This is a genomic window from Bifidobacterium platyrrhinorum, from assembly GCF_010667645.1.
Classification (GTDB): Bacteria; Actinomycetota; Actinomycetes; order Actinomycetales; family Bifidobacteriaceae; genus Bifidobacterium; species Bifidobacterium platyrrhinorum.
This window is the reverse complement of the sequence record NZ_WHZV01000006.1, coordinates 72,302-99,278: the sequence shown is the minus strand read 5'-3', so window position 1 is coordinate 99,278 and position 26,977 is coordinate 72,302. Positions and strand designations below refer to the sequence as shown.

Here is a 26,977-nt window from a genome sequence, read left to right as displayed (position 1 = left end):
GTCAGGCCTCCTTCATGCGAGTCGCGATGGCTTCCAATACGTTTTCGGAACGGCGCGCGATCTCCAGCGCGGCCTCGCCGTAGGAAATGGCTCCCATGCCGTGGGGATCGTAGGCGATGACGCTCTTGCTGAAGCTCGGCGCCTCGGAGATCTTCACGGTGCGGGGAATCGTGGTCTCCAGCACGATCGACGGGTAATGGTTCTTCACCTCGTTGAAGACCTCGCGGCTGAGCAGCGTGCGACGGTCGAACATCGTGACCAGCATGGTGGATACGGTCAGGCTGGGGTTGAAGTGGTCCTGCACGAGGCCGATGGTGTTGATGAGCTGGCCGAGACCCTCGAGCGCATAGTACTCGGCCTGGATCGGGATGAGCATCTCATGCACGGCGCACATCGCGTTGATGACCAGCAGGCCCAGGCTCGGCGGGCAGTCGATGAACACGTAATCGTAGTGGACGTCCGATTCGGCGAGGAACTTGTCGACGGCCTCCTTGAGCAGCGAGTTGCGGTTCGGCAGGTCGGCGACCTCGAGCTCGGCGCCGGACAGATCAATGGAGGCGGGCACCACGTCCAGGGTTTCGAAATCGGGGCACTGGTGCTTGACCTCGGCCAGGGTGAGCCGGCCTTCGAGCACGTCGTACACCGACGGCTCCCCCGACGCGTGACGCACACCCAACGCGGTGGACGCGTTGCCCTGCGGATCCATGTCCAGCACCAGTACCTGCGCGCCGTTGTTGGCCAGCGCCGCGGCGAGGTTCACGGTCGACGTGGTCTTGCCCACGCCGCCCTTCTGGTTGGCGACGGCGATGAGCCTGGTCTTGGACGGCTTCGGGAACGTCTGCTTCTGCAGCTGTGCGTAGCGGTCGGACTCCAGCGCGATCTCCGCTCCCACCGGGGACTGCCCCTCGGCGAAGATGCGTCTGATGGTCTGCTCGGCGGACTCCATCGGCTTCTTCTTTTCGGCCATGACTTCTCCTTGACGACTCAAACTTGCACCAGTTTCCCCATCCACATGGACAGGTGCGACCAGTGACCGATGTTATCCACAAAAATGTGGATAAGTGTGGATAACTCCACGGCTGGGTTGTGGACAGCGGTTATCCACAACCCCAAATCCTTGACGAGACAACGTTTTTCATCAACGCCCCCGTTTATTTGAAATTGTGGATAACTTTTGCATCCACGAAAAATTGTGGATAACCACAGGCTGTCGACGGTGCTCGATCATCGCTTGTCGACCAGCACGACATGCGTCGGATCCAGTCCCGGACCGACCTCGGCCTCGACCACACGCGGGTTCACGCCACGCTGCCTGCCGATCTCCTTCATCGCCTTGTCGATCTCGGCCTGTGCCGAACGGCCTTTCAGGGCGACCAACCTCCCCTGCGGTTTGAGCAAGGGCAGGGTCCAGCCGGACAGTTTCGTCATCGGCGCCACCGCACGGCAGGTCACCACGGCGTACGGATGGAGGCTGCGGTCGTGGCGCATCGCGTCGATGACCTCCTCGGAACGCGCGCGGAACACGGACACGTTCTTCAGTCCCATCTCGTCGCGGCATTCCTTCAGCCATGCCACGCGACGTTCCATCGGCTCGATCAGCGTGAACTCGTGATCCGGCAGGCATGCCGCGGCGACCAGGCCCGGGAATCCACCGCCGCTGCCGACGTCGGCCACCGTCTTGAAGCGCAGGCCGGAGGTCGCCTCGCGGATAAACGGCACGATCGCCGCCGAATTGAGGATATGCCGCTCCCAGATGATGTCGACGTCGCGCGGCCCGATGAGGCCACGCGGCTCCCCTTCCTTCTTGAGTTTCACGTGAAACTCCTGCAACGGCTCGAACGCATCGCCGAGGACTTCACGCAGAACAGGCGAACCATCCAACTGGTCGGTCATGAACGTATCCCTTGTTGTTCCTTATCGGACTATCGAATCGTACCCGTCACTCATCGTCGACGTCGGAGGCGTCGGCGTTGGAACGCAGGTAGATGGTGACGTAGCGGTGCGGCTCCTCGCCGTGGGAGCGGGACTTGAGCCCCTCCTCGCGCACGACGTCGTGGACGACCTTGCGTTCGAACGAGTTCATCGGCTTGAGGTCGACCGGCTCGCCGGTCTCCTTCACCTCGTCCACGGCGTCAAGCGCGATGTCGTGCAGACGCTGGCGCTTGCGCTTGAGGAACCCGTCCACATCCACGATGAGACGGGAACGCTCGCCGGTCTTCTGCTGCACGGCAAGACGGGTGAGCTGCTGGAGCGCGTCGACGACCTCGCCGTTGCGCCCGATGAGATGCTTGATGTCGGTGTCGTCGTCGGCGACGATCTGCACCATCGGGCGGCCGTTGCGCACGCCCATCTCGATATCGCCGTCGTAGTCGGCGATGTCCAGCAGTCCTTCAAGGTAGTCGGCCGCGATGTCAGCTTCGTCGTTGAGCTGATCCACCGTCTTGTCGTCATCCTGGGCCATGAGGTCCTCCTTCGATCATGGTTCGTATGTGAACAGTCTAAACCAGCCGTCCGTTCAAGCCCGGTAGGCGAGCCGGGGTGCTCCCCCGCTTCGGACAGCTCGGCCCGATGTTCCATGTGAAACATCGGGCCTTACTTACTCATCATTTCTTCTTGGGCTTGCGCTTGCGCTGTGGCTGCTGGCGCTGATAACCTTCGGATTCCTTGCGCTCGGCCTCGACCTTGGCCTTATCCAGAGCCTCCTCCTCGAGGGACTGCTGGCCGGACTTGGCGCGGCGCGCGTTCTCCTTTTCGTGGTCGCGGATCTCCTTGGCGTCGGCCGCCGGCGATCCCGGGGTCGGGAACGCGTACAGCTGCCAGAACGTACGCAGCAGGTTGCACACGTTGTTCGTCAGCCAGTAGACCAGCACGGCAAACGGCATGGTGATGCCGGAGAAGATGTACATGACCGGGAAGATCCACAGCATAGCCTTCTGCATCGAGGCGGCCTGCCCCTGCATGGTGGCGGGGTTCATGTTCTTGTTCATGCTGAGCCACTGCATGTAGAACATGCAGGCGCACATGAGCGCCACGAACACGCCGATGATGATCTTGACCGTCAGGTCGCCGGAACCGAAGGTGTCGGTGGTGTTGACCAGACCGAGGACCTTGGACTCGGAGAACTGCTTCGCGGTCTCCACGTCGAAGGCGCCGAGCGCAGCGCGCTTGCCGCGGGCGATGTACGGAATGGCGGACAGCACGTAGAACATGCACATGAAGACGGGGCCCTGGACCAGCATCGGCAGGCACGAACCGGCGGGGTTCGCATCGTTGTCCTGGTAGAGCTTCATCATCTCGCGGCTCATGGCCTCTTTGCTGGCCTGATCCGTCTTGCCCTTGTACTTGTTCTGGATCTTCTGCATCTTCGGCTGCAGCGCCTGCATCTTGCGCATCGACTTCATCTGCTTGTAGAAGATCGGGAAGATGCACGCCTGCACGAAGAGCACAAGGAAGATGATGGAGAAGACCCACGAGACACCGACCGGGTGCATGCCGAGCATGACCAGGAAGGAGTGGAACAGGTCCATGATCTGCGTCATGAGCCATTCGACCGGAGTCAGGATCTTGTACAACCAACCCCAGAAACCGGTGTCGAGATAGAATACGTTTTGGTTAATCATGGTAAGGGATCCCCCCATTCATCAGTCGGCAGCGGCGTCAATCGAGGTTCCTCATGGGCTTTGGACCAGCGGAAACGATAGAACGGCGAAAACCGCCGCGGCACGTCATCGATGCCGCCACGGCTCCACGGCCGGCATCGTAACAATCGCAGCACGGCCAACAGCCCGCCGCGGCAGGCGCCGAACCGACGAATGGCCTGGATGGCGTAGTTCGAACAGCTCGGGTAATACCGGCAGCAGGGTACGGCGCGATGCGCGGAGAAACGGCGCTGGTACCAGCGCACCCCGCGAATCATCAGCCCGCCGACTCCCCCGGCCGCGCGGTTCATCGTCCCTGCGCGATTCTGACGGCGACCTTCGCGAACCCGGACGCCACCTGCTCGTCCAACGAGGCGAACGAGGCGTGCGCGGCGGTGGGTTTCGCGCGCAGCACGATGTCGCATCCCTCGGGGAGGCGATCCTCATACTGCCGCGCCAATACGCGGAAACGACGTTTGACCGTATTGCGGGTGACGGCGTTGCCCACCGCTTTGGATACGGCAAGACCCATACGTCGTGCGTCACGCGGCACAACGCCTCGCGTATACGAATCGTCGCGCACCAGATAGTGCACGACGATGTCGTTGCGTGAAACCTTGTGACGGCGTTTGAGCACGGCGACGAAATCACCGTGGCTTTTCAGCCGTTCCACTGCGGTCAGCCGCCGACTGTCTGCGATCAGGCGGACAGGGACTTGCGGCCCTTGGCGCGACGACGGTTGATGACGGCGCGGCCGGAACGGGTGCGCATGCGCAGACGGAAGCCGTGCTTCATGTGACGGCGGCGGTTGTTCGGCTGGAAGGTCCTCTTCATAGTTGCTCCTAAGTCTTTCGGCCACGCTGACGCGCGGCTCCCACGTGAGTCAAGCTATATCAAACTACCCTCACCCCTCCCCCAACGTCAACACGAGGGGCATGTTATCCACATTTCGCCGGCGGACGCGACACGCCGCGACACGCCGGAAAGGCGTCATACCGCCGATTCCCGGCCCCGAGTTATCCACAAATTACACGAATGTTATTCACAACCCAATGATTGCAACACGCAAGCCTGTGGATAACTTCCAAGCATTGAGTAACAATGGGGGGCGCACTTTATTCGGACGGGCACCTGAGAGGAGGATCGATATGGCCGCCGAGTCGAATGACCCAGTGACGGAAGCCAACCATATCTGGTCCGACACGCTCACGCTGCTCAAGCACAACTCGTCGCTCACCCCGCGTGACAAGGGATGGCTGGAAGGCGTGTACCCGGAGGGCGTGTTCGGCACGACCATCGTGCTGTGCGTCGAGAACGCCGGGACCCGCCAGGCGTTGGAGAACGAACTGCGGCATCCGCTGCTGGACGCGATGAAGATGGTCACCGGTCAGGACATGACCCCCGCGTTCAAGATCGCGCCGCGCCGGGGTCCCGCCCCCGCGCCGGCCCCGAGCCGCAAGCCCGCGCCCCAACCGCAGAGGAACCGGGCCGAGCGCGCCGCCGCCGCGGCCGAATCGCCGACCATCGCCGATCTCGGCAAGGAGCAGCGGTTCGGTTCCAACGCGCCGGTGCCGAAGGTGCCGTCCACCATGCCGACGCCCATCGACGTGGCCACGTCCGCCGGATACCCGATGAGCCGCAACAAGGTGGCCCGCGATCCGGAGACGCATCTCAACAAGAACGCCACGTTCGACACGTTCGTCCCCGGCGATTCCAACCGTTTCGCCCGCACCGTCGCCCTGGCGGTGGCCGAGGGCTCGGGCCGCGACTTCAACCCGCTGTGTATCTACGGCGGATCCGGTCTGGGCAAGACCCACCTGCTCAACGCGATCGGCAACTACGCGCTCGTCAAGGACCCGGGGCTCAAGGTCCGCTACGTCAACTCCGAGGAATTCACCAACGAATTCATCGAGGCGCTGCAGAACACGACCCAGAACCAGGGGCAGATCGCCGAGTTCAACCGCCGCTACCGCGAGGTCGACGTGCTGCTCATCGACGACATCCAGTTCCTCGGCGGCAAGGAAGCCACGCTGGAGCAGTTCTTCCACACGTTCAACGCGTTGCATCAGGCGAACAAGCGCATCGTCATCGCCTCCGATGTGGCGCCGAAGAACCTCAAGGGCTTCGAGGCGCGACTCATCTCCCGCTTCGATTCGGGTCTGACCGTCGACGTGAAGCCGCCGGACCTCGAGACCCGCATCGCCATCCTGCGCATGATGGCCTCGATGAACCACAGCAACATCCCCAATGATGTGCTCGATCTCATCGCCGAACGCTTCACGGAGAACATCCGCGAGCTGGAGGGCGCGCTGACGCGCGTCACCGCCGTCGCCAGCCTGAGCAACCAGCCGGTCACGCGCGCGATGGCCGAGCAGACGCTGCAGGATTTCTTCACCACCGACGTGGAGGTGAAGCCCACCGACATCATCAGCCAGGTGGCGCGCTACTTCCACCTCACGTTCGAGGACATCACCGGCAAGTCGCGCATGAAGAACATCGCGATCGCGCGACAGGTGGCCATGTACCTCACGCGCGAGATGACCAGTCTGAGCCTCGTCGACATCGGCAAGGTGTTCGGCGGCAAGGACCACACCACGGTGATGCACGCCTGCGACCGCATCTCCAACGGCATGCAGGACCGTCAGGAGATCTACAACTACGTGATGGAACTCACCGTGCGCCTCAAGCAGGGCAACACCGACTTCAAACAAAAGCAGCAGTAGGCGTTTCGCCGGAATTCCGCGGCCTGCCAGCGGATCCTCCGGGCCCCGGTGCCCGTTGTCCGGGCGTATCCGGGCGTATCCGGGCGTATCCAGACGTGTTCCGGCACGTCGTTTCCGCGCCGCCACCGCGACCTTCCGTCCGGGAGAATCGTTTCTGACGAACGATTTCCGGGATTTTCGCGCACGCTCGGCCAAAACGCCGAAATCGTTCGCTGTGCGCCATCATGCCGGACGGCATGCCCGGACCGGGCCGGAGGAAACGGCCTCCATGAAACCGGTTCCCGAACGACGGCGACGATGCCGAATCCTCCCCTCGTCCGGGAGAATCACGCTCAGCGAACGTTTTCGACGGTTTTCGCAAGGCCTCGGAAAAATCATCGAAATCGTTCGTCAGGAGCGATTCTGCCAGCCGGAAACACCCTGCGACACTCCGACGAAGGCAAAAAAGTGGGGCAAAGTTATCCACATACTTATTCACAAATGTGGGTAACCACGGTGTATAACCGGTGGATTAGTCCCCTCTGGATGTGGAAAACCGGTGGATGAGATGCGTCCGATTGTGGAAAACCGTGGACGAAGCGTGGACCTGTGGATAACTCGGGTACTTATCCACACGATTTCCCGTGGGTTATCCACAATTCACCCACCATCGCGAGGCGAACAACCGCAAGCCCTGAACGGACTTTTTCCACACTATCCACAGGCCTTATTACGACTATTACCTTACGTTCTCCCTATCTCACCATCATCCCGACCCTTACGTCGGGTGCGGGCGAACGCGCGCAGCGCGGAGCCTCGCTAGAATGAGTCGCAGTTCGAAAAACCGATGAACATCTCCCGCATGCCGGACACGAGTGACCCGTCCGGATGCGCCAACCTCACGAAAGCAGGCACCATGAAGGTCGAAATCGATTCCGCCGCATTGGCCGACGCCGTGGCGTGGACCTCCCGCGTCATCGACGCCCGTCCGTCCAACCCGATTCTCGCCGGCGTCAAGCTGGAGGCCGCCGACGGAACGCTGCAGCTTTCCGCGTTCAACTACGAGATCTCCGCCCGTCACCACATCGAGGCCGGCGTCGACGAATCCGGCTCCGTGCTGGTGCTCGGCAAACTGCTCGCCGACATCACCAAGTCGCTGCCCGCGGAGAAGACCACCCTCGTCACCGACGAGTCCACGATGACCATCACCTCCGGCAAGTCGACCTTCACGCTGCAGCTCATGCCCGAGGCAGAATACCCGGATCTGCCCGGAATTCCGGCGAAACTCGGCCAGGTCGACGCACCGACCTTCGTGCAGGCGGTCGCCCAGGCGTGCGTCGCCGTCTCCCGCGAGGAGAACCGCCCGGTGCTCACCGGCGTGCGCATGCAGTTCGACGGCGACAAGGTGATCATGACCTCGACCGACCGTTTCCGCCTGTCGCGCGCCAGCTTCACCTGGACCCCGCAGGACATGGACGTCAACACGACGACCCTGGTGCGCGGTTCGCTGCTTCGCGATGTGTCCCGTTCCCTCGACGAGCACCAGAACGTGGTGCTCGACTTCGATGTGGACAGCCCGTCGCTGCTTGGTTTCGAAAACGCCGGCCGCACCTCCACCTCGCAGCTCATCGACGGCGAGTTCCCGGCGGTCGACCGTCTGTTCTCCGACGACTATCCGATCCAGGCGGTCATCGACAGGCAAGCCCTGGTCGGCGCCATCAAGCGAGTGGCCCTGGTCGCCGAGCGCAACGCCCCGATCCGCATGGTGTTCTCCGGCCAGGAGCTCACCTTGTCCGCCGGCGCCGTCGACGAGGCCCAGGCCACCGAGGTCATCGACATCGACATGGACGGCGAGGACATCACCGTCGCGTTCAACCCGTCGTACCTCATCGAGGGCCTGACCGCGATCACCGAACCGTTCGTGCGCATGAAGATGACCACCGCGGTCAAGCCGGTCGAATTCAACGGCCAGCAGGAGTCCGACTCCGACGAGTCGATGGACTACCGCTACCTGCTCGTGCCGATGCGCTTCAACAGCTGAGCCCGTTCCCCGAGCTCGAAAACCCCAAAAAGTGATAGCGATGGTGATATCGCAATAACGACACCGTCAAGCGATATCACCATCAATATCACTCTGATCACACAGTCCGTCCCCGTCGAAAGGCCGCAGCGTTGTACGTCTCCCGTCTCGCACTCGACCACTACCGCTCCTGGGAGCATCTCGTGGTCGACCTCGCGCCCGGCGTGAACGTGCTGCACGGCGAGAACGGCCTCGGCAAGACGAACATCGTCGAGGCGGTGGAGGTGCTGTCCACCGGCACCAGCCACCGCACCTCCTCCTCGCTGCCGCTCGTCGCACGCGGCGCGAGCAAGGCCACGATCCGCGCGAACGTGACCGACGGCGACACGACCACCACCTACGAGGCGACGATCGCGGCGCGCGGCGCGAACCGCGCCCGCGTCAACTCCGGTGCCTCCCGCTACCTGCGCGACATCGTCGGCGAGGTGCCGTCCGTCACCTTCGCCCCCGACGACCAGCGCCTCGTCTCCGGCGACCCCGCCACGCGGCGCAACTTCCTCGACCAGGCGGGCGCGCTGCTCGTGCCCCGCTACGCGGACATGCTCCAGCAGTTCACACGCATCGCCCGCCAGCGCGCGGCCCTGCTCAAGCAGCTCGGCGCGCGCGAGGGCGCGTTCGACGCGGCCCTGAGCGGCCTGGAGATCTGGACCGGCCAGTTCATCGAGGCCGGCCTCGCGCTCACCCGCGTGCGCGCCGACGTCGTGGACCGCCTCGCCGGCCCGTACGCCTCGATATACGCCCGTCTGGCGTCCGGACGCGGCGAGGCCGGCATCTCCTACGCCCCGTCGTTCGCCGAGGTCCTTCAGGCCCGGCAGACGGCCTCCGGGGCCGACGGGGAGGCCGCGGGCGACCCCCGTCCCGCGATCGCCGCGCACTTCCAGCGGCTGTACGCCGGCGAGGTGTCGCGCGGCGTGAACCTCATCGGCCCCCAGCGCGACGACCTGGCCGTCACGCTCGACGGGATGCCCGCCCGCGAATTCGCCTCGAACGGCGAGATGTGGACGATGGCGCTGGCGCTCAAGATGGCGCTGTTCGAGGTCGTGGCCGCCGACCGCGGTGCCTCGCCCGTCGTCATCCTCGACGACGTCTTCGCCCAGCTCGACGAATCCCGCCGCGAACAGATCCTCGCCTTCGCCGCCGCGCAGGACCAGGTGCTCGTCACCGTGGCCGCCGCGGGCGACATCCCGCGCATCGTCGGCGGCAAGGACGGCGACGATGCGCACGGCCCTGCCGTGAACGTCATCGACGTGGCTCGGCTGGCCCGCGGCGCGGATGCGCCGGACGCGCCCGGGGCGCCGCGAGGGGCGTCGGCGCGATGAGGCCGCCGATCGCCGTGACGCTGCGCCTCGACCCGCGCGAACTGCCGGCGCAGGTGTTCGAACGGTACGCGGCGCGCGAATCGTCGCGCAAGGCGCGCGCCGCCCGCGCCGAGGCCGCGTGGGAGAGCTTCGGCAAGCCCGGGCGCGACCCGGCTCGGCTCGGCGGCGTGGCGAACCTGCTCGCCCGCAACGGCGACTGGATCCCCCACCTCAAGATCTCCGAGCTCAACAACCACTGGGACCGCGTGGTGGGGCCCGCCATCGCGCAGCATTCGCACGTGATCGGCCTCAACGACGGCGTGCTCACCATCGGCACCGCCTCACAGGTGTGGGCCACGCAGCTCACCTACCTCATCCCCCAGCTCACCGACACCATCCGCCGCAACCTGGAGGGCCTGCCCATCGAGAGGATCCGCGTGGTCGGCCCCGCGGCCGGCTACAAGCGCCGGTGGACGGGACGGCGGTAGCGCCGCGGGCGGGCGACGCCCGGCCCGCGGCCGTGCCCCGCCCCCGGGCCGGCCGTGGAGGCCGCAATCCCCGCTAACGCGTTTCTACGGGGTCCTATAGCGCTCGTCGTGCAAAACGAGTAGAATCACATGCAGTATGGTCAAAACGCTCCATGACCCCGTAACGGGCGTTTTTGAGGCAATGGCCCGCGAAACAACCCTTCGCGTGGAGTTACATGCAGGGAACATGTAGGAAGGAAGCCCTGTGGCGGATTCGTTGGACAATGCCGAGAGCAAGGAAGAACAGCTCAAGGCGGCGGACGAACATATCAATACCACCGAATTGCAGGACGGCGAGCTCGACGAGTCGATGACCCCCGAGCATTACGACGCCTCCGATCTGAAGGTGCTCGAAGGCCTCGAGGCGGTGCGCATCCGCCCGGGCATGTACATCGGCTCGACGGGCCCGCGCGGCCTGCACCACCTCGTGTACGAGATCGTCGACAACTCCGTCGACGAGGCGCTGGCCGGCTACGCGAGCCACATCGAGGTGACGATCCTGCCGGACAACGGCATCCGCGTCGTCGACGACGGCCGCGGCATCCCGGTCGACATCGTGCCCGGCGAGGGCATCTCCGGCGTCGAGACGGTCATGACCAAGCTGCACGCCGGCGGCAAGTTCGGCGGCGGCGGCTACGCGGTCTCCGGCGGCCTGCACGGCGTGGGCATCTCCGTGGTGAACGCCCTGTCCACGCGCGTGGACGTCGAGGTGCGCCGCCAGGGCTTCCACTGGACCCAGACGTACCTCAACCAGCATCCGACCGACCGCCTCGCCAAGGGCGAGCCGATGGCCGAGGGCGAGTCCACCGGCACGTCCGTCACGTTCTGGGCCGATCCGGCGATCTTCGAGACCACCGTCTACGACTTCGAGACGCTGCGCTCGCGCTTCCAGCAGATGGCGTTCCTCAACAAGGGCCTCAAGATCTCCCTGACCGACCTGCGCCACGTGGACGAGGCCGGCGACGAGGTGGCCGGCGACGGCGACAACGCCGCCGAGGAGCTGCACCAGACCGTCACCTACCAGTACGCGAACGGCATCAAGGACTACGTCGCGTACCTGGTGAAGTCGCGCAAGGCCACGCCCGTCGAGGACGAGGTCATCAACTTCGACGCCGAGGACCTCAAGCTCGGCATCTCCGCCGAGATCGCGATGCAGTGGACCACCGCCTACTCCGAGGCCGTGCACACGTTCGCCAACACGATCTCCACCACCGAGGGCGGCACGCACGAGGAGGGCTTCCGCGCGGCGCTCACCTCGCTCGTCAACCGCTATGCGCGCGAGAAGAACATCCTCAAGGACAAGGACGAGAACCTGTCCGGCGACGACGTGCGCGAAGGACTCACGGCCGTGGTGTCCGTCAAGCTCACCACCCCGCAGTTCGAGGGCCAGACGAAGACCAAGCTCGGCAACTCCGAGGCGAAGACCTTCGTGCAGCGCGTCATGACCGACAAGCTCGGCGACTGGTTCGACGCGCACCCGGGCGAGTCGAAGAACATCATCCAGAAGGCCATCGAGGCCTCCCGCGCGCGTCTCGCCGCGAAGAAGGCGCGCGAGAACACGCGCCGCAAGTCGATCTTCGAGTCGGCCGGCATGCCGGACAAGCTCAAGGACTGCCAGTCGAGCAATCCGGAGGAGTGCGAGCTGTTCATCGTGGAGGGCGACTCCGCAGGCGGCTCCGCGATCCAGGGCCGCAACCCGATCACGCAGGCCATCCTGCCGCTCAGGGGCAAGATCCTCAACACCGAGCGCGCCAGCCTCGACCGCATGATGAAGTCCGACACCATCGAATCGCTGATCACCGCGGTCGGCGGCGGCTACGGCGAGGACTTCGACCTGTCGAAGGTGCGCTACCACAAGGTCATCATCATGGCCGATGCCGATGTGGACGGCGCGCACATCGCCACGCTGAACCTCACGCTGTTCTTCCGCTACATGCGCCCGATGATCACCGCCGGGTACGTGTACGTGGCCATGCCGCCGCTGTACCGCCTCAAGTGGACCAAGGGCCCGCACGACTTCGTGTACACCGACTCCGAACGCGACCGCGTGCTCGCCGAAGGCAAGGCGAAGGGCCGCCAGCTGCCGAAGGGCGAGGGCATCCAGCGCTACAAGGGCCTGGGCGAGATGAGCTACCAGGAGCTGTGGGAGACGACCATGGACCCGGAGCACCGCGTGCTCAAGCAGGTGCAGATCGAGGACGCCGCCGCGGCCGACGAGACGTTCTCGATGCTCATGGGCGACGAGGTCGAGCCCCGTCGACTCTTCATCCAGCGCAACGCCCGCAACGCCGCCTGGATCGACGCGTGATCCCCTGGGGATCCTTCTAGGACTTGGACGATAAAAGGACAATCAAGTGGCAGACGAGAACAACAACGACAACGGCCTGAACGAGGGCCAGGTCGACGGCCAGCCGACCGGCGACGGCTCGATGGAGCCGTTGAGCCCCCAGGAGGCCGACAACACCGACTACGGTCTGATGACCGGCGAACGCATCCAGCGCAAGGACCTTCAGGTCGAGATGCGCGAGTCCTACCTCGCGTACGCGATGAGCGTCATCGTGGACCGCGCCCTGCCGGACGTGCGCGACGGTTTGAAGCCCGTGCACCGCCGCGTGATCTACGCGATGTACGACGGCGGCTACCGCCCCGACCGCGGCTACAACAAGTGCTCCCGCGTCGTCGGCGACGTGATGGGCAAGTACCACCCGCACGGCGACTCCGCGATCTACGACACCCTCGTGCGCATGGCCCAGTCGTGGTCGATGCGCTACATGCTCGTCGACGGCCAGGGCAACTTCGGCTCCCCCGGCGACGACCCGGCCGCCGCCATGCGTTACACCGAGTGCCGCATGGCGCCGCTCTCGATGGAGATGGTGCGCGACATCGACAAGGAGACCGTCGACTTCGTGCCCAACTACGACGGCAAGACGCAGGAGCCGACCGTGCTGCCCGCGCGCTTCCCGAACCTGCTGTGCAACGGCTCGTCCGGCATCGCCGTCGGCATGGCGACGAACATCCCGCCGCACAACATGCGCGAGGTGGCGGACGGCGTGCACTGGGCGCTCGACCACCCGGACGCGAGCCGCGAGGAGCTGCTCGACGCGCTCATCGCCCGCATCAAGGGCCCCGACTTCCCGACCGGCGCGACGATCCTCGGCCACAAGGGCATCGAGCAGGCGTACCGCACCGGCCGCGGCCTGATCACCATGCGCGCCGTGGTGAACACCGAGGAGATCAAGGGCCGCATGTGCCTGGTCGTCACCGAGCTGCCGTACCAGGTCAACCCGGACCGTCTCGTCGTGTCCATCCGCGAGGCCGTGCGCGACGGCAAGATCCAGGGCATCGCCGACATGCGCGACGAGACGTCCGGCCGCACCGGCCAGCGCCTCGTGCTCGTGCTCAAGCGCGACGCCGTGCCGAAGGTCGTGCTCAACAACCTGTACAAGCACTCCCAGCTGCAGCAGACGTTCGGCGCGAACATGCTCGCGCTCGTCGACGGCGTGCCGCGCACGCTCTCCCTCGACGCGTTCGTGCGCCACTGGGTCGCCCACCAGCTCGACGTGATCGCCCGCCGCACCGCGTACCTCAAGCGCGAGGCCGAGGAGCGCGACCACATCCTGCAGGGCTATCTCAAGGCCCTCGACATGATCGACGAGGTCGTGGCCCTGATCCGCCGCTCCCCCGACGCCGACGCCGCGCGCACCGGCCTCATGGAGCTGCTCGACGTGGACCAGGTGCAGGCCGACGCGATCCTCGCGATGCAGCTGCGCCGCCTCGCCGCCCTCGAACGGCAGAAGATCCTCGACGAGCACAACGAGCTCATGAGGAAGATCGCCGACTACGCGGACATCCTCGCCAAGCCGGAACGCCAGCGCAAGATCGTCGGCGACGAGCTCGACGAGATCGTCGCCAAGTACGGCGACGACCGCCGCACGCGCATCCTGCCGTTCTCCGGCGACATGACCGAGGAGGACCTCATCCCGGAGGAGAACGTGGTCGTCACCGTCACGCACTCCGGCTTCGTCAAGCGCACCAAGGCCGACGAATACCGCGCGCAGCACCGCGGCGGCAAGGGCATCAAGGGCGCCAAGCTGCGCGAGGACGACGTGGTGGACCACTTCTTCCTCACCTCCACGCACAACTGGCTGCTGTTCTTCACGAACAAGGGCCGCGTGTACCGTCTCAAGGCGTACGAGCTGCCCGAGGGCTCGCGCGACTCGAAGGGCCAGCATGTGGCGAACCTGCTGCAGTTCGGCCCGGACGAGACCATCCAGGCCGTGCTGTCCATCCCGAACTACGAGGTGGCCAAGTACCTGGTGCTCGCCACGCGTTCCGGCAAGGTGAAGAAGACCGCGCTGGCCGAATACGATTCGCCGCGCCAGGGCGGCCTGATCGCCGTGCGCCTCATGGCCGACGAGAACGGCGAGGCCGCCGACGAGCTCATCGGCGCCGCGCTGTGCAACGCCGAGGACGACATCATCCTCGTCTCCAAGCTCGGCATGAGCCTCAAGTTCGCCGCGGACGACGGCCAGCTGCGCCCGATGGGCCGCCAGACCGCCGGCGTGCAGGGCATGAAGTTCCGCGACGGCGACGAGCTGCTCGCCATGGACGTGGTGCCCTCCGAGACCGACAAGGACCTGCTCGTCGTCACGGACGAGGGCTTCGCCAAGCGCACCGCCATCAGCGAATACCGTCTCCAGGGCCGCAACGGCTTCGGCGTCAAGGCGCTGCAGCTGGCCGAGGGCCGCGGCTCGCTGGTCGGCGCGGTCGTCGTCTCCGAGGACGACCAGGTGCTCGCCATCATGAAGTCCGGCAAGGTGATCCGCTCCGACGTGGCCGAGGTCAAGCGCACCGGCCGCAACACCCAGGGCGTCACCCTCGCCAAGCCCGACAAGGGCGACGAGATCATCTCCATCGCGCGCAACGAGGAGACGGACGGGGACGACGAGCCGCAGGAGGGCGGGGCCGCCTCCGAGGCCGCGCAGGCCGCCGGTGGGGCCTCCGATGGGGCCGTAGCCGCGGAAACCGTGAACAACGCCGGTCAGGCCGAGTAATCGTCTGCGAAGATTGCTAGTCTCGGCTAGAGATTCGCGGACATACGATCGCAATCGTGAAGGAGCAACATGAGCGACAACCAAGAAGAGCTGCACGAGGAGCACGTGCCTGAAGTGAAGCTGCCCGAGCGCCCCGAGTCCGGCGAGACCACCGCGCTGCCGGTGCAGTCCGTGCCGGAGGCTCCGACGGCCGCGGTGCCGGCCGCCGTCGCGCCCGAGGCCCCGGCCGAACCGGCCTCCGAGGCCGCGGAAGGCCATGAGCATGCTCCGCGCGTCGCCCGTTCCGTGTCCAACAAGCCGCTGATCGACGAGGAGAAGGCCCGCGAGCACGCCGAGTCCAAGGCGCAGTCGGGCATCAAGGTCCGTCCGGCCGTGCGCCGCGGCACCCCGCGCGCCCGCCGCATGAACCTGTCGCTCACCCGTCTCAACGTGTGGAGCGTCGGCAAGGTCTCCTTCATGATGTCGATCGCCGGCGCGCTCATCCAGATCGTCGCCGCCGCGCTCGTGTGGGTGCTGCTCAACGTGGTCGGCGTGTTCGATCAGATCACGCAGATCGTCGCCTCCACCGGTCTGAACGCCGACGGCTTCAACCTGGCGCAGGTGTTCTCGCTGCCCACCGTGTTGTCCGCGGTCACGATTTTCTCGATCATCGAGATCGTGCTGTTCACGCTCCTCGCCGTGATCGTCGCCGCGATCTACAACGTCGTGAGCTCCCTCGTCGGCGGCGTGCACGTCACGCTCGGCGACGACTGATCCAACGTACGGTCGGCGTACGGTCAAGCTTGCAGGGCCCGCTTCGGCGGGCCTTTCGCATATTCGGAGCCGATCATCGGGCTGCGTCGAAACTTCATCGAAGACGCGCCGCTATAGTGGTGCGCGATGCTTGGGTATTTGAGTTACTTCTCCACGTCGTTCATCATCGCCGTGCTGCTGTGGCCGTTCGTCGCGGCCGTGCTCACGCTGCCGATCCTCGCCGGCCTGTACCACCGCCACCACCGGTTGCGCGCGCTGTCCGTCGGCGCCTCGTACCTGAGCGTGCTCTACTTCACCGGTCTCGTCGCGTTCACGCTCTACCCGATGCCCGACGATCCGGACGCCTTCTGCGCGGCGCACGCGGGCGACTACGCGCCGCAGCTCGACCCGCTGCGCTTCCTCGAGGACCTGCAGTACGGAGGCCTGTACGGGCTGCTGCAGCTCGTCATGAACGTGGTGTTCTTCGTGCCCCTCGGCTTCGTGTTCGCCCGCTGGCTGCGCTGGCGCTGGTGGGCGGTGGTCGGCGGCGGGTTCGCCATGTCGCTGTTCATCGAATCGTCGCAGCTCACCGGATTCTGGGGCCTCTACCCGTGCGCCTACCGCCAGTTCGACGTCAACGACCTGATGACCAACACGCTCGGCGCGGTCGTCGGCCTCGGCGTCGCGCGGCTGTTCGGCGCATGGGTGCCGGCCGCGGCGCTGCCGGGCCGCGACGAGGTGAACACGCGGCCGGGCGCGCTGCACCGCACGGTCGCCTTCGTCATCGACATGATGCTCGTCGCGGCCGCCTACTTCCCGCTCACGATGGCCGTCGTATTGGCGTTCCATGCGCTCGCCACGCCGCTGGCGAACGGCGATTTCACGCTGTTCGGCGGGCTCGTCACGGTGGGTGTCGGCTGGATGAACGCGATCGCGCCGACCGCGGCCGCACTGGCGTTCCTGGTGTTCGAACTGCTCGTGCCGCTCACGCACCGCGGGCAGACGCTCGGCGGCATGTTCACGCATATGACCGTCGAGACGGTCACGCGGCACGGGGGCCGGCGTGCGGCGTTCTACGCCGTGCGCACGGTGGTGCTCGGCACGCTGACGGTCATGGCGATCACCGGGTTCGTGGCCGCCGGATCGGCGGATGATGGGGTCGCCGCGACCGACGGTCCGCTGCGCATCGCCGTGATCGGGTTCATCGTGCTGTTCCTATTCGCCATGGTCGCCCGCCGCATGCCGTGGGATTCCATTCCGGGCGAGCGGGCTGCTCATGTGGTCGGCGAGTCCGTTTCACCGATTTCTCCGGCCTCTCATTGCTGACCGTCGGTTCTGTGCCACAGCTGGCACGCAAGCGATGCGGAAGGCCGGCCAGGCGTCGGTTCCGTGCCGACCGTGGCATGGGGCCGACGCATATGGCTGGTCGCCGCTTCTTCGCCTCGCCGCAGCGGCCGGCTGGCGGCTGCTCCGCGATCAGAAGCTGGCGGCTACTCCGCGATCAGGGCCGTGGCGGCGTGCTTGGCGAAGCGGATGCTGGGCTTTTCGACCGCGTAGTAGAACGCGATGGCGAACGCCAGCGATCCGGCGACGGCAACGCCATCGGGCCGGTTGAGAATCCCATGCCGGGCCGTCCGCCATCATGCGTCTGAACTGTCTCGTTCAAGGGTGTTGTGATTACCTTAATCACAATTAAGGTAATCACAACACCCTTAGAAGTGTTATGGTGGGAACCGCAATCGAATCATCGAAGGAAACGGAGACTGACATGTTCGTGGCGCGAGAGCATGAGCTGGAGGTGCTGGAACGTCTGTATGACAGCGATTCGTTCGAGATGGTAGTGCTGTATGGTCGCCGTCGCGTCGGGAAGACCGCGCTGATCGATGAATTCGTCAAAGACAAACGGGTGCTGTATTTCACTGCGATACAGCAGAGCGCCAAGATGAATCTCGATGATTTCTCCCGCGTGGTGATGGAGTTCTTCGGTATGCCTTCCTCTACGCCGTCATTCGGCGGATGGCGTGAGGCGCTGTCGTTCGTCTCCGAGCAGGCGGGGAAGACCGGCGAACGTATCGTGTTCGTGTTTGACGAGTTTCCGTATGCCGCCGCGTCCGAGCCCGCGTTGCCGTCCATCATGCAGATCGCGATCGATCACGGTTTTCTGAAGACCAATGTGACGATGATTCTGTCCGGCAGCAGTGAAGGATTTATGGAAAATAACGTGTTGGGACGTAAGAGTCCGCTGTATGGGCGTCGAACCGCGCAGATTCGCCTGTTGCCCTTCGACTACGCCGACGCGGCGCGATTCCTCCCGGATACGCCCGCGCAGGAGCGGATTCGCTATTACGCGGCATTCGGGGGAACCCCCTACTATCTCGCGCGGATACGTGAACAGGACGGTTTCGAGTCCAATGTGCTGCGTCTGATGTTCGATGGTCTCGGCGTGCTGCGTGAGGAGCCGATGATGCTTCTGCGTCAGGAGCTGCGCGAGCCGGCGGCCTATTACTCGATTCTGCTGGCCATTGCAGGCGGCAACGCGACTCCGAAGCTCATCGCCGAACATGCCGGAGTCGACGCCGATTCGATCGGCGCCTACCTGAAGACGCTGGTGGGATTGCGTCTGATCGAACGCAAGGTGCCGTTCGGCGACGATCCGGCCAAATCGAGAAAAGGCATGTATATCGTCGCCGACCCGTTCTTCGCATACTGGTTCCGATTCGTCGGTCGCAACATGAGCATTCTGGAAAGCAATATCGGCGAAGCCGTGGCGAGAAAACTTGCGTTCGGCCCGGCGTTCGATACGTACGTGGGGCAGCAGTTCGAGACGGTGTGCGGTCAGTGGCTGATCCGACGCAACGCCGCCGGAGAGCTGCCCTTCATCGCCACGCGGTTCGGCAAATGGTGGGGCAACGATCCCATAGCGCGCGAGCAGACGGACATCGACGTCATCGCCGCCGACCCCATAGGGAAGTTGATTCTGCTCGGTGAATGCAAGTGGCGCAACGCATTCAACGAGTCCGAAGCCATCGAACGGCTTCGACGTCGATCCGCTCTGGTGAAGGGGTACAAGACCGAGGAGGCGTGGTTGACGTTGTTCACGAAGAACCCCGTCTCCGATGCCACACGAGCCCGTTTCGCCGGCGACGGTCACATGTCGTTCGTCACTGCGGATGATTTGTACGCGGAGCGGTGACCTGATGGAATCAGGAGGAATGAACGATGCCGGAACGCCTGATTCCGGTTTCATCGAGCGGCTGTACGCGGTGATGGAGCGGGAACTGGGTCCCACGGACTGGTGGCCGGCGGAGACGCTGTTCGAGATCATGGTGGGCGCGGTGCTCACGCAGAACACCGCGTGGGGCAACGTCGACCGTTCGCTGGCCGCGCTCAAGGCGGCGGGCATGCTGGAGCCGCATGCCATCGCGGCGACGGGTCCGATTGCGGCGGATTCGGAATCGGCTTCCCCATCCGGGGCGGCGACGAATTCGCCGGCGCTGGAGGACCTCATCCGGCCGTCCGGCTTCTACCGGAACAAGGCGCGTGCGCTGCGCTCGCTGAGCCGCTGGTACATCGATCGGTGCGGGGCCGATCCGGCCGGCGTCGCCGACGTGCCGGACGACGCGCTGCGCGCCGAGCTGCTGTCGCTGTTCGGCGTCGGCGGCGAGACCGCCGACGACCTCATGCTGTACGTGTTCTCCCGGCGCACGTTCGTCGCCGACACCTACGCCCGGCGCCTGTTCGCCTTCCTCGGATTCGCCGTGCCCGCCGGCTACCCGGCGTTCCACAAGGCGTTCGCTCCGGCCGTGCTCGCCTCCGGACTTGACGTCGCGCAACTTCAGGAGTTCCATGGCCTGATTGATGAGTTCGGCAAGGCCTACCGCGACGAGCGGGCCAAGGCCGGATCGTTCCTCGCCGGCTGGCGGTGAGGAACGGTGAGGAAGCGGTGAGGAACGGGGATTACGCCTCCTCGGAAGCCGACGGGACCGGCGTGGCCGGTGCGGCGGAGCCGGCCGGCGTGAAGCTGCCGCGGACCACGAGCCTGGTGGATAGGAACGTGTGGCGTTTGGTGTCGCCGCCGTAGCTTACCGACTCCACGAGCTGGCTGAGCGCGGTGTGCGCCATGGCCTTCAGGTCGATGGCGTAGGTGGTCAGCGGCGGCGACGTGTAACGGGCGATCGACTGGTTGTTGATCGAGATGAGCTCCACGTCGCGCGGCACGACGATGCCGGCCTGCGTGAACTCCTGCAGCACGCCCACGGTGATCGGGTCGGCGCTCACGATGAAGCAGTCGGGCAGGTTGGCGGCCAGTCCGCCGGGCCGTTCCCCCATCCGCGCGACGACTTGGCGGCCGAGCTCGCGGCCGGTGGTCACGCTGGTCTTGCCTCCCACGAAATACAGGCCCTCGGTGTCGAGGCCGAGCCGTTCGCACCAGTTGCGGTAGGCCATGGAACGGCTGTCCTCCGGGTACTCGTAGTCGCCCATCGAATAGCCGTCGCCGCCGATGAATCCGATGCGCGTCATGCCGCGGCCGCGCGCCTCGGTGATCGCGTCGAGCACGGTCTGCGCGAGGTCGGGCTGCACCGAATCGAACAGGTTCGGCGCCGGGTTCACGTCGATGAACACGCCGTGCGGCAGGACGCCGTGCAATCGTCTGAGGCTGTCGGTGGCGTGGATCTCCGGGCCGATGGAGATGAACCCGTCGTACTGGTCCGCTTCCGAGATGAGCCGGTCGATGTCGGAGTGGAACGTGAGCGTGACGTGGCGCTGGCCGGCGGCGGTGAGCAGCGCGTCGCGCAGTTCGGCGAAGTAGGCGTTCTGCAGCTCCTCGTCGTCGGCGAGCGAGGACAGCACGGCGACGTCGCGCAGGGAAGGCAGGGCGCCGCGGCGGTCCTGCACGTCGTAGCCGAGGCGTTCGCTCACCTCGAGGATCCGCCGGCGGGTCTCCTCCTTGACGGAGAACGTCGGGTCGCCGTTGAGGAGTCGTGAGACCGTGGCCGGGGAGAATCCCGCCTGCTTCGCTATTTCCTTGATCGTGACCATGGCGATGGATGTGCCCCTTTGCGGAAAAACCGTTGGTAAATACGTTTACTAACGTTCCATCCTATCGCACACGTCGCGTGGAGGCGTGATGCCGGGTCGCGGCGGCCATGCCTGCGGGCCGTGCGGCTGCCGTGCCGCCGTACGGCCCGCAGGCATGGCCCGACCGGCGATGGAGGCCGCCGGCGGCCTCCTATGCGTCTCCTACGCGTCCTCGCCGAGCAGTACGGCGCGGGCGATCTCCTTGCCGTACACGGGTTCGCCGTCGCCGTCCAGATCCTCCTCGAGGTGCCGCACGATGCGGGCGTGCGCCTGCTCGCTGAGTTTCACGCCGAAGAGGAACACGAGGAAGCTGATCACGATGAACACGAGCGGCATCCAGAACGCGAACCCCTTGAACGTGGCGATGTTCGCGGGGGTCATGTCCGAGGCGGTGGCCGTGCCGATCATGCCGGCCGCGACGGCCACGAACCCGACGAATCCGTTGGACAGGGCGCCGGCGATCTTGTCGAGCATCGGTCGCACGGAAAGCGTCACCGCCTCGTTGCGCCTGCCGGTCTTGAGCTGGCCGTATTCGACGGAATCCTCGAGGCACAGGATGCCGGTCATCTGGATGAGCGTCTGCGGCGCGTAGAAGAGGACCAGCGCGGTGACGACGACCGCGATGTTGGTCGGCGCGATGATGAACAGCACGTAGGCGCATCCCATCATCGCGACGCCGGTGAGGAACACGGCCTTGCGCGGGATGCGGCGCGTGACCACCGGGAACAGCGGCGCGAGCAGGATGCCCGCCACGAACGGGATGATGCCGGTGATCGAGAACAGTTCGGGGCGGGCCACGACGTACTTGAACAGGTACACCATCACGCCGCCGGTGGCCACGTTGGCGAACGAGTAGAACAGGTACGCGAGGGCGGTCCACAGCAGCTGGTCGTTGCGGCCGAGCGCCCTGAACGCCTGCAGCGGGTTGCCGTTCGCCTCGGCCTTGCGGCGCAGCGCACTGTCCTTCTCCTTGACGCCGAATCCGACGGTCCAGCAGGTGATGACGCCGATGAGGGCGCAGATCACGCCGAACGCGGTCCATCCGCCCTGCGTCTGCGTGGTGTGGTCGGCGGCGAACATCGTGGTGATCGGGATGACGGCGATGGTCAGGCCGTTGTAGCCGAGCGAACCGAACAGCGTGCCGGCGGAGGTGTAGACGGAGCGTTCGTGCGAATCGGAGGAGATGGCCGGGATCATGCCCCAGTAGGAGATGTCGCGCAGCGAGTAGAACACGTCGAGCACGATGAACACGACGACGAAGGTGACGATGAACGCGGTGGTGTTCACGTTCACCAGGCCGAACATGCCGGTGAAGATGACGAGCAGCAGCACGGCGGAGACGGTGCCGCCGACGAACTGCCATGGGCGGAAGCGTCCGATCCGCGTGGTGGTGTTGTCAACCAGGTTGCCGAGCAGCGGGTCGATGAAGATCTCGGCGATGCGGATGACCATCACCAATGTGGTGATGACGCCGATGAGCCGGGCGGCGAGGGCCTTGTCGACGCCGGCGAACAACGAGGTGGTCGCGTAGACCACGAAATAGGTGCTCAGGGCGTTGTAGAAGAGGGCCTGGCCGAAGTTGCCGAAGGCGTAGGCCGCAAGACGGCCCTTGTGGATCTTCGGGGTCGGTGTTGGGGATGCGGGGCCTGCTGTCGCCGGTGCGGGCGAAGGCTGCTGTGGCTGTGCGGGTTCGACGGTCGTTGTTGACACCGTTACCTTCTTTCGACTGTGAACATATCCGAACGCTGTTGTTCGGATTTGTTGCCGTCAGTGTATCGCGTTATTTGAATTAAGTAAAATCGTAACTAAAATAAATTACCGAACGATGTGAGGCGGGGCGGCAGATTTCGTTGGGAGAACAGCGATTTTCATGGGTTTTTCAAGAGGTCTCCGCGTGCCGGACGCTCGGCATGTCGCGTGCCATGCGTCCGTGATCACCGAAAACGCGTGGGCATGTCGGGTTGAGGGACGCAGTGGTGTCTGTTACATTTAGTAAATGATTTATTCCCGTGTGGAACCCACGGAGCCGTGGCGGAAACCGGGAAGGAAGGAACAGGCAACGACTATGACCAGTCCCACCGGAACCGAATCCCGGACCATCGCCGAACGCTTCTCCCCCGCATGGCTCACCGACCCGCGCGTGTTCGCCGTCAACCGGCTCCCCGCGCACTCCAGCCACCGCTACTACGACCATATTCCGGCGGCGCACGAGGCATCCGATCTGCGACAGAGCCTCGACGGCACCTGGCGCGTGACGATGGCGGACCTCGCCGACTACGGCACGGACGCGCTCGCCGACGCCGTCTTCGCCAGTCCCGACCACGACGATTCCGGCTATGACGAGATCGACGTGCCCTCCGCGCTCGAGGTCAAGGGCTTCCTCAAGCACCAGTACGTCAACGTGCAGTACCCGTGGTCCGGCCACGAGTCCCCGGTCGCGCCCGGCATCCCCGAACACAACCACGTGGCGCTCTACCGCCGCACGTTCACGCCCGCGCCGAAGACCGCGGCCGCGATCCGCGAGGGCCGCACCGTCACCCTCACCTTCCACGGCGCCGCCACCGCGATCGCCGTATGGCTCAACGGCACGTTCGTCGGCTATGCCGAGGACTCCTTCACCCCCAGCGAGTTCGACGTGACGGCCGCGATCCGCGAGGGCGCGAACACGCTCGCCGTCGCCTGCTTCGAATACTCCTCCGCCAGCTGGCTCGAGGACCAGGACTTCTGGCGTCTGCACGGCATCTTCCGCAGTGTCGAACTCGCCGCGCATCCGGCCGTCCACGTCGCGAACCTCAAGGTCGACGCCGACTATGACGCCGCGACCGGCGAAGGCACGCTCGCCGTCGCCGCGACGATCGACGGTCTTGACGGCGCGACATCGGCCGGCGTGACCGTCGACCTCGCGCTGCGTGACGCGAACGGCACGGTCGTGTGGGGCGAGACCAGGACCGCCGCCGACGTGACCGCCGCCGTGGCGGGCGGCGACGCGGTCACGTGGCGGGCGGACGTCGGCCAGGTGAATCCGTGGAGCGCCGAGGATCCGGCCCTCTACACGCTGGAACTCGTCGTCGCGGACGCCGCCGGCACGCTCGTCGAGGCCGTGCCGCAACGCATCGGCTTCCGTCGTTTCGCCATCGAGGACGGACTGATGAAGCTCAACGGCAAGCGCATCGTGTTCAAGGGCGTCAACCGCCACGAATTCGACGCGCGCACCGGACGCACCGTGCCCGAATCGGACATGATCGACGACATCCGCTTCTTCAAACGCCACAACATCAACGCCGTGCGCACCTCGCACTACCCGAATGAGAGCCGCTGGTACGAACTGTGCGACGAATACGGCATCTACGTGATCGACGAGACGAACCTCGAGACGCACGGCAGCTGGAGCGACCCCGGCGACGTGGTCACGGCCGACACCGCCGTGCCCGCGAGCCGCGACGAATGGCGCGAGGCATGCGTGGACCGCACGCGCAGCATGATGCGCCGCGACTACAACCACCCGAGCGTCGTGATCTGGTCGCTCGGCAACGAATCCTACGGCGGCGACGTGTTCCGTTCCATGCATGATTTCGTGCACGCGAACGACCCGCATCGCCCGGTCCACTACGAGGGCGTGTTCTGGCAGCAGGAATTCAACGACGTGTCCGACGTGATGAGCCGCATGTACGCCAAGCCCGCCGAAATCGAGGAACTGTACCTCGGCGACGACGCCAAGCCGTACATCTCCTGTGAATACTCGCATTCGATGGGCAACTCCACCGGCGGCCTGCACCTGTACACGGCGCTCGAGAAGCACCCGAAGTACCAGGGCGGGTTCATCTGGGACTTCGTCGACCAGGCGCTCGTCCAGCGCCTGCCCGACGGCACCGAGCGCCTCGCCTACGGCGGCGACTTCGACGACCGTCCGAGCGACTACGAATTCAGCGGCGACGGCATCGTGTTCGCCGACCGCACCCCCTCCCCCAAGGCCGCCGAGGTCAAGCAGTGCTACGCGAACGTCAGGCTCGTGCCGGACGCGCACGGCGTGACGATCACGAACGACAACCTGTTCGTGTCGACCGGGGACTACGTGTTCACCGCGCGCGTGCTCGTCGACGGCGTCGAACGCTGGCACGCCGACTACCGCTTCGACGTGCCCGCCGGCGAGACCCGCCGCGAGGCGGTCGGATTCCCGGCGATCACCGATCTGGTGGACGTGGCCGGGGCTGGTGCTGGTGGTTGCGGCTGCGGGTGCGCGGCCGGCGGACGCTACGAGGTCACGTACGAGGTCGACCAGCGGCTCGCCGCGCCCGCCGACTGGGCGCCGGCCGGGTACGAGCTCACGTTCGGACAGCACACGGCCGTCGTGTCCGTGGACGGTGCGGGGGCCGGCGACGCCGGTGATGCGTGCCGTTGCGGCCGCGACGCCGCGTACGGCAAGGCCGCGCCTCGCGCGACCGTCGCCGCCGACGGCTTCAATGCCGGCATCCACAACGATCATGACGAGATCATCCTGTCGAAGTCGCAGGGCGGCATCGTGTCGTTCCGCCGCGACGGGCGCGAGATGGTCATCCGCCGGCCGAACCTCACGACGTTCCGCGCGCTCGTCGACAACGACCGCGGCAACGGCTCCGGATTCGACCGCGCGCAGTGGTTCGCGGCCGGCCGGTACGCGCGCGTGACCGGCACGTCGGTGGAGACCACGGCCGACGGTCACGGTCTGACCGCGCGCTACGACTACGAACTCGCCGACGCCGCGCGCACGCCGGTCACGGTGCGCTACGACGTGGACGACCGGCTGCGCGTGCACCTGACGGTCGAATACCCGGGCGAGGCCGGCGCGGCGACGCTGCCCGCGTTCGGACTCGAATGGAAGCTGCCCGCGCGGTACGACCGACTGCGTTTCTACGGCCTGGGGCCTGAGGAGACGTACGCCGACCGTCTGCACGGCGCGAAGCTCGGCGTGTTCTCGCGCACGGCCGGGGAGGATTTCGCGCCGTACCTCGTGCCGCAGGAGACCGGCAACCATGAGGGCGTGCGCTGGGCGGAGATCACCGACGAGTACGGGCACGGCATGCGGGTTTCGGCGGGAGACGTGCGTGGTTGCGGTGCTTCGGCTGGTGCCGGTGTGGGTGTGGGTGCTGGTGCTGGTGTGGGTGCCGGTGCGGCGGGCGAGGCCTCGCCGTTCGCGGTGAGTCTGCTGCCGTACAGTTCGCTGATGCTCGAGGAGGCCATGCACCCCGACGAGCTGCCGCCGGTCCGCAACACGTACCTGCGTCTGCTCGCCGCCCAGATGGGTGTCGGCGGCGACGACACCTGGGGCGCCCCGGTGCACGACGAGTTCCAGTTGCCCGCCGACCGCCCCCTCAAGCTCGACGTGACCCTGGAGCTGCTGTAAGGAGTGTACGGGGCCGGAGGAGCCGGTGGAACCGGAGGAACCGGGGGGTCGGAGGAACCGGGGAGCCGGAGGAACCGTACCGGGACTGCCCATTGGTTGACGATGGTGGTCGGTTGCCTCCGGAACCGGGACACCCCTTCCGGAGCGGGCCCCATGATGGGGTTCCTGGTTTTCTGAAGCCGGAGGGAACGTACGTTGATGTCAGGTCGGCGTACGTTCCCTCCGGTTTGCCGTCGGGTAGCCGTGGTTTTCGTATGCCGGGACTGGTGGTTGAGTACGTTCTCTCCGGTTCTTGCCGGGGTAGCCGTGGTTTTCGTATGCCGGGACTGGTGGTCGAGTACGTTCTCTCCGGTTCTCTCCGGAGTGCCCGGAGTTTTCGTATGCTGCGGGCGGTGTCGGATACGTTCTTTCCGGTCGATATGCGTGGAGCCGGGGTTTCGTAATCCAAAGGATCGCTGGATTACGAAACCCCGGCTCCACGCGTGTG

At 65.6% G+C, this 26,977-nt stretch carries 20 protein-coding genes; 11 read left to right on the top strand and 9 right to left on the bottom strand.

Annotated elements, in window-relative coordinates; all coding sequences use genetic code 11:
- Position 1 precedes the first annotated feature (1 nt).
- The 7 genes from GFD21_RS07660 to rpmH all read right to left on the bottom strand — a co-directional run bounded on the left by GFD21_RS07660 (position 2) and on the right by rpmH (position 4,472).
- Complete coding sequence (locus GFD21_RS07660; protein WP_163197434.1) at positions 2 to 946, bottom strand: ParA family protein; 945 nt, start codon at positions 944 to 946, stop codon at positions 2 to 4.
- Between the two features lie 278 nt (positions 947 to 1,224).
- Positions 1,225 to 1,893, bottom strand: coding sequence for a 16S rRNA (guanine(527)-N(7))-methyltransferase RsmG (rsmG, locus tag GFD21_RS07655; protein WP_163197374.1), 669 nt, complete (start codon positions 1,891 to 1,893; stop codon positions 1,225 to 1,227).
- 46 nt (positions 1,894 to 1,939) lie between these two features.
- A complete protein-coding gene (locus GFD21_RS07650; protein ID WP_163197373.1) occupies positions 1,940 to 2,461 on the bottom strand; it encodes a Jag family protein in 522 nt (173 codons plus the stop codon).
- A gap of 142 nt (positions 2,462 to 2,603) precedes the next feature.
- Complete coding sequence (gene yidC, locus GFD21_RS07645) at positions 2,604 to 3,617, bottom strand: membrane protein insertase YidC (protein ID WP_318643747.1); 1,014 nt, start codon at positions 3,615 to 3,617, stop codon at positions 2,604 to 2,606.
- The gene (gene yidD / locus GFD21_RS07640) at positions 3,617 to 3,916 is read right to left on the bottom strand and encodes a membrane protein insertion efficiency factor YidD (protein ID WP_163197432.1); all 300 of its coding nucleotides are present in this window, start codon (positions 3,914 to 3,916) and stop codon (positions 3,617 to 3,619) included. Before yidD ends, yidC begins: the two co-directional genes overlap by 1 nt.
- A 29-nt stretch (positions 3,917 to 3,945) precedes the next feature.
- On the bottom strand, positions 3,946 to 4,311 hold the full coding sequence (gene rnpA, locus GFD21_RS07635; protein WP_163197371.1) for a ribonuclease P protein component: 366 nt from the start codon (positions 4,309 to 4,311) through the stop codon (positions 3,946 to 3,948).
- A 26-nt stretch (positions 4,312 to 4,337) separates the two neighbouring features.
- Complete coding sequence (rpmH, locus tag GFD21_RS07630; RefSeq protein ID WP_007054596.1) at positions 4,338 to 4,472, bottom strand: 50S ribosomal protein L34; 135 nt, start codon at positions 4,470 to 4,472, stop codon at positions 4,338 to 4,340.
- A 314-nt stretch (positions 4,473 to 4,786) separates the two neighbouring features.
- Here rpmH and dnaA point away from each other — a divergent pair, with 314 nt between their 5' ends.
- The 10 genes from dnaA (at position 4,787) to GFD21_RS07580 (ending at position 19,957) form a co-directional block, all read left to right on the top strand.
- Entirely contained in the window at positions 4,787 to 6,361 is a 1,575-nt protein-coding gene (gene dnaA / locus GFD21_RS07625; RefSeq protein WP_163197370.1) for a chromosomal replication initiator protein DnaA, read from the top strand.
- An 895-nt stretch (positions 6,362 to 7,256) separates the two neighbouring features.
- The gene (gene dnaN, locus GFD21_RS07620) at positions 7,257 to 8,381 is read left to right on the top strand and encodes a DNA polymerase III subunit beta (RefSeq protein WP_163197369.1); all 1,125 of its coding nucleotides are present in this window, start codon (positions 7,257 to 7,259) and stop codon (positions 8,379 to 8,381) included.
- Between the two features lie 131 nt (positions 8,382 to 8,512).
- On the top strand, positions 8,513 to 9,739 hold the full coding sequence (gene recF, locus GFD21_RS07615; protein ID WP_163197368.1) for a DNA replication/repair protein RecF: 1,227 nt from the start codon (positions 8,513 to 8,515) through the stop codon (positions 9,737 to 9,739).
- Positions 9,736 to 10,206: a DciA family protein gene (locus GFD21_RS07610; protein ID WP_163197367.1), complete on the top strand. Its 471-nt coding sequence runs from the start codon at positions 9,736 to 9,738 to the stop codon at positions 10,204 to 10,206. The genes recF and GFD21_RS07610 overlap by 4 nt, the downstream gene beginning before the upstream one ends.
- Before the next feature lie 244 nt (positions 10,207 to 10,450).
- Positions 10,451 to 12,553 (top strand): DNA topoisomerase (ATP-hydrolyzing) subunit B, encoded by a 2,103-nt coding sequence (gene gyrB / locus GFD21_RS07605; RefSeq protein ID WP_404801567.1) that lies wholly within the window; start codon positions 10,451 to 10,453, stop codon positions 12,551 to 12,553.
- Positions 12,554 to 12,599: 46 nt separating this feature from the next.
- Positions 12,600 to 15,299 carry a DNA gyrase subunit A gene (gyrA, locus tag GFD21_RS07600; protein ID WP_318643744.1) on the top strand — a complete coding sequence of 900 codons (2,700 nt, stop codon included), beginning with the start codon at positions 12,600 to 12,602 and terminating at the stop codon, positions 15,297 to 15,299.
- A gap of 195 nt (positions 15,300 to 15,494) precedes the next feature.
- Positions 15,495 to 16,052: a DUF3566 domain-containing protein gene (locus GFD21_RS07595; RefSeq protein ID WP_404801569.1), complete on the top strand. Its 558-nt coding sequence runs from the start codon at positions 15,495 to 15,497 to the stop codon at positions 16,050 to 16,052.
- A gap of 126 nt (positions 16,053 to 16,178) precedes the next feature.
- The gene (locus GFD21_RS07590; RefSeq protein ID WP_163197365.1) at positions 16,179 to 17,357 is read left to right on the top strand and encodes a VanZ family protein; all 1,179 of its coding nucleotides are present in this window, start codon (positions 16,179 to 16,181) and stop codon (positions 17,355 to 17,357) included.
- A 397-nt stretch (positions 17,358 to 17,754) separates the two neighbouring features.
- A complete protein-coding gene (locus tag GFD21_RS07585; RefSeq protein WP_225431727.1) occupies positions 17,755 to 19,224 on the top strand; it encodes an ATP-binding protein in 1,470 nt (489 codons plus the stop codon).
- Positions 19,225 to 19,243: 19 nt separating this feature from the next.
- The gene (locus tag GFD21_RS07580) at positions 19,244 to 19,957 is read left to right on the top strand and encodes an endonuclease III domain-containing protein (protein WP_225431726.1); all 714 of its coding nucleotides are present in this window, start codon (positions 19,244 to 19,246) and stop codon (positions 19,955 to 19,957) included.
- Positions 19,958 to 19,988: 31 nt separating this feature from the next.
- On the opposite strand, the gene GFD21_RS07575 is transcribed toward GFD21_RS07580, so the two are convergent.
- Both GFD21_RS07575 and GFD21_RS07570 read right to left on the bottom strand, forming a co-directional pair.
- A complete protein-coding gene (locus tag GFD21_RS07575; protein WP_163197363.1) occupies positions 19,989 to 21,071 on the bottom strand; it encodes a LacI family DNA-binding transcriptional regulator in 1,083 nt (360 codons plus the stop codon).
- Between the two features lie 201 nt (positions 21,072 to 21,272).
- Entirely contained in the window at positions 21,273 to 22,820 is a 1,548-nt protein-coding gene (locus GFD21_RS07570; protein WP_163197362.1) for a glycoside-pentoside-hexuronide (GPH):cation symporter, read from the bottom strand.
- 355 nt (positions 22,821 to 23,175) lie between these two features.
- On the opposite strand from GFD21_RS07570, the gene GFD21_RS07565 reads away from it, so the two are divergent.
- Positions 23,176 to 26,490 (top strand): glycoside hydrolase family 2 TIM barrel-domain containing protein, encoded by a 3,315-nt coding sequence (locus tag GFD21_RS07565; RefSeq protein ID WP_163197361.1) that lies wholly within the window; start codon positions 23,176 to 23,178, stop codon positions 26,488 to 26,490.
- The last annotated feature ends 487 nt before the right edge of the window (positions 26,491 to 26,977 follow it).